The organism is Lutimaribacter degradans (assembly GCF_023703375.1).
Lineage (GTDB): Bacteria > Pseudomonadota > Alphaproteobacteria > Rhodobacterales > Rhodobacteraceae > Lutimaribacter > Lutimaribacter degradans.
Map to the genome: position 1 here is coordinate 1 of NZ_JAMQGO010000027.1, position 5,893 is coordinate 5,893.

Sequence of the window (5,893 nt, forward strand, 5' to 3'; positions counted from 1 at the left end):
CTGGTTGCGGGGGTAGGATTTGAACCTACGACCTTCAGGTTATGAGCCTGACGAGCTACCGGGCTGCTCCACCCCGCGGAGGTTTGTTTGGATCGTTTGAGAGAAAGGAGGTTTTTTCTAGGTTTGGCGGTGACCTACTCTCCCACGTCTTGAGACGCAGTACCATTGGCGCGACGGCACTTAACTTCCGAGTTCGGGAAGGGATCGGGTGTTTTGCTCGTGCTATGACCACCAAACCGAGGAAAAACCTCATTATTTCGGCGATGCTTAAGTATCGCCGAGAGGTATCAACAACCGTTGTCCGAGTATTTTGGGATATGTTTGCTTTGATTTTGTTTCAGTCTTTCTTTTACTGGATCAAATCAAGCCTATCGGGCCATTAGTACCGGTCAGCTGAACGCATTGCTGCGCTTACACCTCCGGCCTATCGACGTGGTGGTCTTCCACGGCCCTCGGGGATACCTTGTTTTGAGGGGGGCTTCCCGCTTAGATGCCTTCAGCGGTTATCCTTTCCGATCATAGCTACCCTGCACTACCGCTGGCGCGATAACAGGTCCACCAGTGGATCGTTCACCCCGGTCCTCTCGTACTAGGGGCAACTCCTCTCAAGTATCCTACACCCACGGCAGATAGGGACCGAACTGTCTCACGACGTTCTAAACCCAGCTCACGTACCTCTTTAAACGGCGAACAGCCGTACCCTTGGGACCTGCTCCAGCCCCAGGATGAGATGAGCCGACATCGAGGTGCCAAACACTGCCGTCGATATGGACTCTTGGGCAGTATCAGCCTGTTATCCCCGGCGTACCTTTTATCCGTTGAGCGATGGCCCTTCCACTCGGGACCACCGGATCACTATGGCCGACTTTCGTCTCTGCTCGACTTGTCAGTCTCGCAGTCAGGCTGGCTTCTGCCATTGCACTCAACGAGCGATTTCCGACCGCTCTGAGCCAACCTTCGCGCGCCTCCGTTACTCTTTAGGAGGCGACCGCCCCAGTCAAACTACCCGCCACACAGGGTCCCGGATCCGGATAACGGACCGCGGTTAGACATCAAGCGATGCAAGGGTGGTATCTCAAGGGAGGCTCCACAGGAACTGGCGTCCCTGCTTCGAAGCCTACCACCTATCCTGCACATGCATGGCCTGATGCCAGTGTGAAGCTGTAGTAAAGGTGCACGGGGTCTTTCCGTCTAACCGCGGGAAGCCTGCATCTTGACAGGCAATTCAATTTCGCTGAGTCGATGTTGGAGACAGCGGGGAAGTCGTTACGCCATTCGTGCAGGTCGGAACTTACCCGACAAGGAATTTCGCTACCTTAGGACCGTTATAGTTACGGCCGCCGTTTACCGGGGCTTCAATTCAAGGCTCTCACCTCTCCTTTTAACCTTCCGGCACCGGGCAGGCGTCAGACCCTATACGTCGTCTTGCGACTTCGCAGAGCCCTGTGTTTTTAGTAAACAGTCGCCACCCCCTGGTTTGTGCCCCCAGCCAAAACTTGCGTTGAAGCCGGGCCTCCTTCTCGCGAACTTACGGAGGTATTTTGCCGAGTTCCTTCAACATCGTTCTCTCAAGCGCCTTGGTATTCTCTACCAGTCCACCTGTGTCGGTTTAGGGTACGGTCCTACGGAGGGCTATTTCCAGGAACTGATCAGCGGCCCCTCCAATCCGATAAGGAGGAACAACCTTCACAATCCGTCACCATCTCCTGGCCCAGGAATATTAACCTGGTTCCCATCGTCTACGCATTTCTGCCTCGACTTAGGGGCCGGCTTACCCTGCTCAGATTAGCTTTAAGCAGGAACCCTTGGACTTTCGGCGAGAGTGTCTCTCACACTCTTTGTCGCTACTCATGTCATCATTCTCGCTAGTGATCTCTCCACCGGATGGCTCACGCCCCGGCTTCACAGAAAGCCTCTCTCCTCCAATACGCCCCGAAAGGCGTGAAGGAGGAATGAGACTATGTCACACTACGCTCCGCTACCATGCACTATGTGCATCCCTAGCTTCGGCTCATGGCTTGAGCCCCGTTACATCTTCGCCGCAAGACAGCTTGTTTAGACCAGTGAGCTGTTACGCTATCTTTAAAGGATGGCTGCTTCTAAGCCAACCTCCTGGTTGTTTTGGCCGTCTCACCTGCTTTCCCACTTAGCCATGAATTGGGGGCCTTAGCTGAGGGTCAGGGTTGTTTCCCTCTCCACGACGGACGTTAGCATCCGCCGTGTGTCTGCCATCTAGTACTCCCGGGTATTCGGAGTTTGGTTAGGATCAGTAAGCCTGTGGGGCCCCATTACCCATCCAGTGCTCTACCCCCCGGGGTATTCGGATGACGCTCTACCTAAATAGATTTCGCGGAGAACCAGCTATCTCCGAGTTTGATTGGCCTTTCACCCCTAGGCACAGTTCATCCCGATCCTTTTCAACGGATGTGGGTTCGGCCCTCCAGTTGGTGTTACCCAACCTTCAGCCTGACCATGCCTAGATCACTCGGTTTCGGGTCTGATCCCACGAACTCGACGCCCTATTAAGACTCGCTTTCGCTGCGCCTACACCTATCGGCTTAAGCTTGCTCGTGAGACCAAGTCGATGACCCATTATACAAAAGGTACGCCGTCACCCCGCAAGGGGGCTCCGACTGATTGTAGGCGTTCGGTTTCAGGTACTGTTTCACTCCCCTCGTCGGGGTGCTTTTCACCTTTCCCTCACGGTACTGGTTCACTATCGGTCAGCAAGGAGTACTTAGCCTTCGAGGGTGGTCCCCCGATCTTCAGACAGGATTTCACGTGTCCCGCCCTACTTAATACGTCCGATCATGCTTCCCATACGGGGCTGTCACCCACTATGGCGGACCTTTCCAGATCCTTCTGGTCACATTCACGGCTCGGCTGGTCCCCGTTCGCTCGCCGCTACTAGGGGAGTATCAATTGATGTCCTTTCCTCCGGGTACTTAGATGTTTCAGTTCCCCGGGTTTGCTCTTCAAACCCTATGTATTCAGGTATGAAGTACCTGGTTCAGAAAGATATAAGCTGGCCAAAGCCAATTATATCGAACTGTCAGGTGGGTTGCCCCATTCGGAGATCTCGGGATCAAAGCCTATTCTCGGCTCCCCCAAGCTTATCGCAGAGTATCACGTCCTTCATCGCCTCTTGCTGCCAAGGCATTCACCAAACGCCCTTCTCGCGCTTGATTTGATCCAGAAAGAGAAAGACTTCTTGCCGCGACACCGCGTTGCGATGCCGCAAAAGCCTTGTGCATCCCGGGCTGGTTCGTCCGGAACGCTCACTTTCTGGTCAAAAGCAAACTATCCCGCTCCCGCCAATGTCGGTCGGCGGGAACATTTGGCCGATCCTTACGGACCGACCGGGTTAGTTGTACTTGACTTGGACAACGTTGCTCTTTTTCCGCGGGCCGAAGCCCCCGGAGGTCACCTGTCACTCCAGGCAACCAAGCAAGTTGTTGATTTCTCTCTAAACGATGTCAAAGCGTGACCCTTGCGGATCACGTGTCCGATTGGACGGCGAAGCACTTGTACAGTGCTTGGCGATCTAATCGGGAAGGATGGTGGAGCCTAGGAGGATCGAACTCCTGACCTCCTGAATGCAAATCAGGCGCTCTCCCAGCTGAGCTAAGGCCCCGGATTGTCCTCAAGAACCGACAAACAGTGGACTTGAGAGTGTTTGGTGGGTCGAGGAGGACTTGAACCTCCGACCTCACGCTTATCAGGCGTGCGCTCTAACCACCTGAGCTACCGACCCAAGTTGACTTGCCACAGGCAAATCGACGTTGCCCGACAGGCGATTTTACCCAATCACGAAGGGCGTGCAAAATCTGCCGAGAGGGCCAGCCCTCACGCGAGGCCAGGCAACCGATACGAGCCGGCGGCTCGCATTATTCGACTGAAGAGATATGAGGACGGCCTGGCCCTGAGTTTGACCAACTTTGATTGTTGATCTTCTGCTAAGTGATCTTCGTGACCGGCAAGCCGATCATCCCGATCATCCTTAGAAAGGAGGTGATCCAGCCGCAGGTTCCCCTACGGCTACCTTGTTACGACTTCACCCCAGTCGCTGAGCTTACCGTGGCCAGCTGCCCCCTGCGAACAGGTTGGCGCACCGTCTTCGGGTAAACCCAACTCCCATGGTGTGACGGGCGGTGTGTACAAGGCCCGGGAACGTATTCACCGCGTCATGCTGTTACGCGATTACTAGCGATTCCGACTTCATGCCGTCGAGTTGCAGACGACAATCCGAACTGAGATAGCTTTTTGGGATTAACCCATTGTCACTACCATTGTAGCACGTGTGTAGCCCAACCCGTAAGGGCCATGAGGACTTGACGTCATCCACACCTTCCTCCCGCTTATCACGGGCAGTTTCCTTAGAGTGCCCAGCCGAACTGCTGGCAACTAAGGACGTGGGTTGCGCTCGTTGCCGGACTTAACCGAACATCTCACGACACGAGCTGACGACAGCCATGCAGCACCTGTCACTGCGTCCCCGAAGGGAACCATCCATCTCTGAATGTAGCACAGGATGTCAAGGGTTGGTAAGGTTCTGCGCGTTGCTTCGAATTAAACCACATGCTCCACCGCTTGTGCGGGCCCCCGTCAATTCCTTTGAGTTTTAACCTTGCGGCCGTACTCCCCAGGCGGAATGCTTAATCCGTTAGGTGTGTCACCGAATAGCATGCTACCCGACGACTGGCATTCATCGTTTACGGTGTGGACTACCAGGGTATCTAATCCTGTTTGCTCCCCACACTTTCGCACCTCAGCGTCAGTATCGAGCCAGTGAGCCGCCTTCGCCACTGGTGTTCCTGCGAATATCTACGAATTTCACCTCTACACTCGCAATTCCACTCACCTCTCTCGAACTCAAGACTACCAGTATCAAGGGCAGTTCCGGGGTTGAGCCCCGGGATTTCACCCCTGACTTAATAGTCCGCCTACGTGCGCTTTACGCCCAGTAATTCCGAACAACGCTAACCCCCTCCGTATTACCGCGGCTGCTGGCACGGAGTTAGCCGGGGTTTCTTTACCTGCTACTGTCATTATCATCACAGGCGAAAGAGCTTTACGACCCTAGGGCCTTCATCACTCACGCGGCATGGCTGGATCAGGGTTGCCCCCATTGTCCAAGATTCCCCACTGCTGCCTCCCGTAGGAGTCTGGGCCGTGTCTCAGTCCCAGTGTTGCTGATCATCCTCTAAAACCAGCTATAGATCGTCGGCTTGGTAGGCCATTACCCCACCAACTACCTAATCTAACGCGGGCCGATCCTTCACCGAAATTCTTTCCCCCGAAGGGCGTATACGGTATTAAACCCAGTTTCCCGGGACTATTCCGTAGTGAAGGGCACGTTCCCACGCGTTACTAACCCGTCCGCCACTAAGCCCGAAGGCTTCGTTCGACTTGCATGTGTTAGGCCTGCCGCCAGCGTTCGTTCTGAGCCAGGATCAAACTCTCAAGTTGAAACGCCGTTGCCAGCGTATCCTTGACAGTCGAACCTCTGCACATCCATCGATCCGGCTAAGGATCAATGAGTCATCTGTCTGATGTACATCGCTTCCAAAGAAACGTTGCACGCTCAAACAGTGAAGCTGACACTCAATCATCGGGATAAATCCCTAAGAGCGCGATATACAGACATCCAATCCGTCGAAAACAGACCAAACCGCCCGCATATCTCTTCAGTTACTATCAATGTCAAACAGCAGGAGACAAAATAACAACCGGTTGCGCCCTAACTTAAACGACGCGCCCGCCCGTCACTTGCCTCAAATCTAAACCGCCTCCAGAACCTCGTCAGCCCCGGTAGGCGCCCCAACGTCCGCCTCAGCAGCGCCGGTGAAGGGGCTTTTACGGATAACAACAAATACCCGCAACCCCTTTTTTC

At 54.5% G+C, this 5,893-nt stretch carries 3 tRNA genes and 3 rRNA genes; all 6 read right to left on the reverse strand.

Features of this window, described 5'->3' with window-relative positions:
* Nucleotide 1 precedes the first annotated feature (1 nt).
* A tRNA-Met gene (locus M8744_RS17535) sits at nucleotides 2–78 on the reverse strand.
* Between the two features lie 43 nt (nucleotides 79–121).
* Nucleotides 122–236, reverse strand: a 5S ribosomal RNA gene (gene rrf / locus M8744_RS17540).
* 122 nt (nucleotides 237–358) lie between these two features.
* Nucleotides 359–3,188 (reverse strand): 23S ribosomal RNA (locus M8744_RS17545).
* A 370-nt stretch (nucleotides 3,189–3,558) separates the two neighbouring features.
* Nucleotides 3,559–3,634: transfer RNA gene (locus M8744_RS17550), tRNA-Ala, on the reverse strand.
* Nucleotides 3,635–3,677: 43 nt separating this feature from the next.
* Nucleotides 3,678–3,754 (reverse strand) — tRNA-Ile (locus M8744_RS17555).
* Nucleotides 3,755–4,004: 250 nt separating this feature from the next.
* A 16S ribosomal RNA gene (locus M8744_RS17560) occupies nucleotides 4,005–5,469 on the reverse strand.
* Together the 16S, 23S and 5S rRNA genes with 3 tRNA genes alongside form the textbook arrangement of a ribosomal RNA operon.
* Nucleotides 5,470–5,893 lie beyond the last annotated feature (424 nt).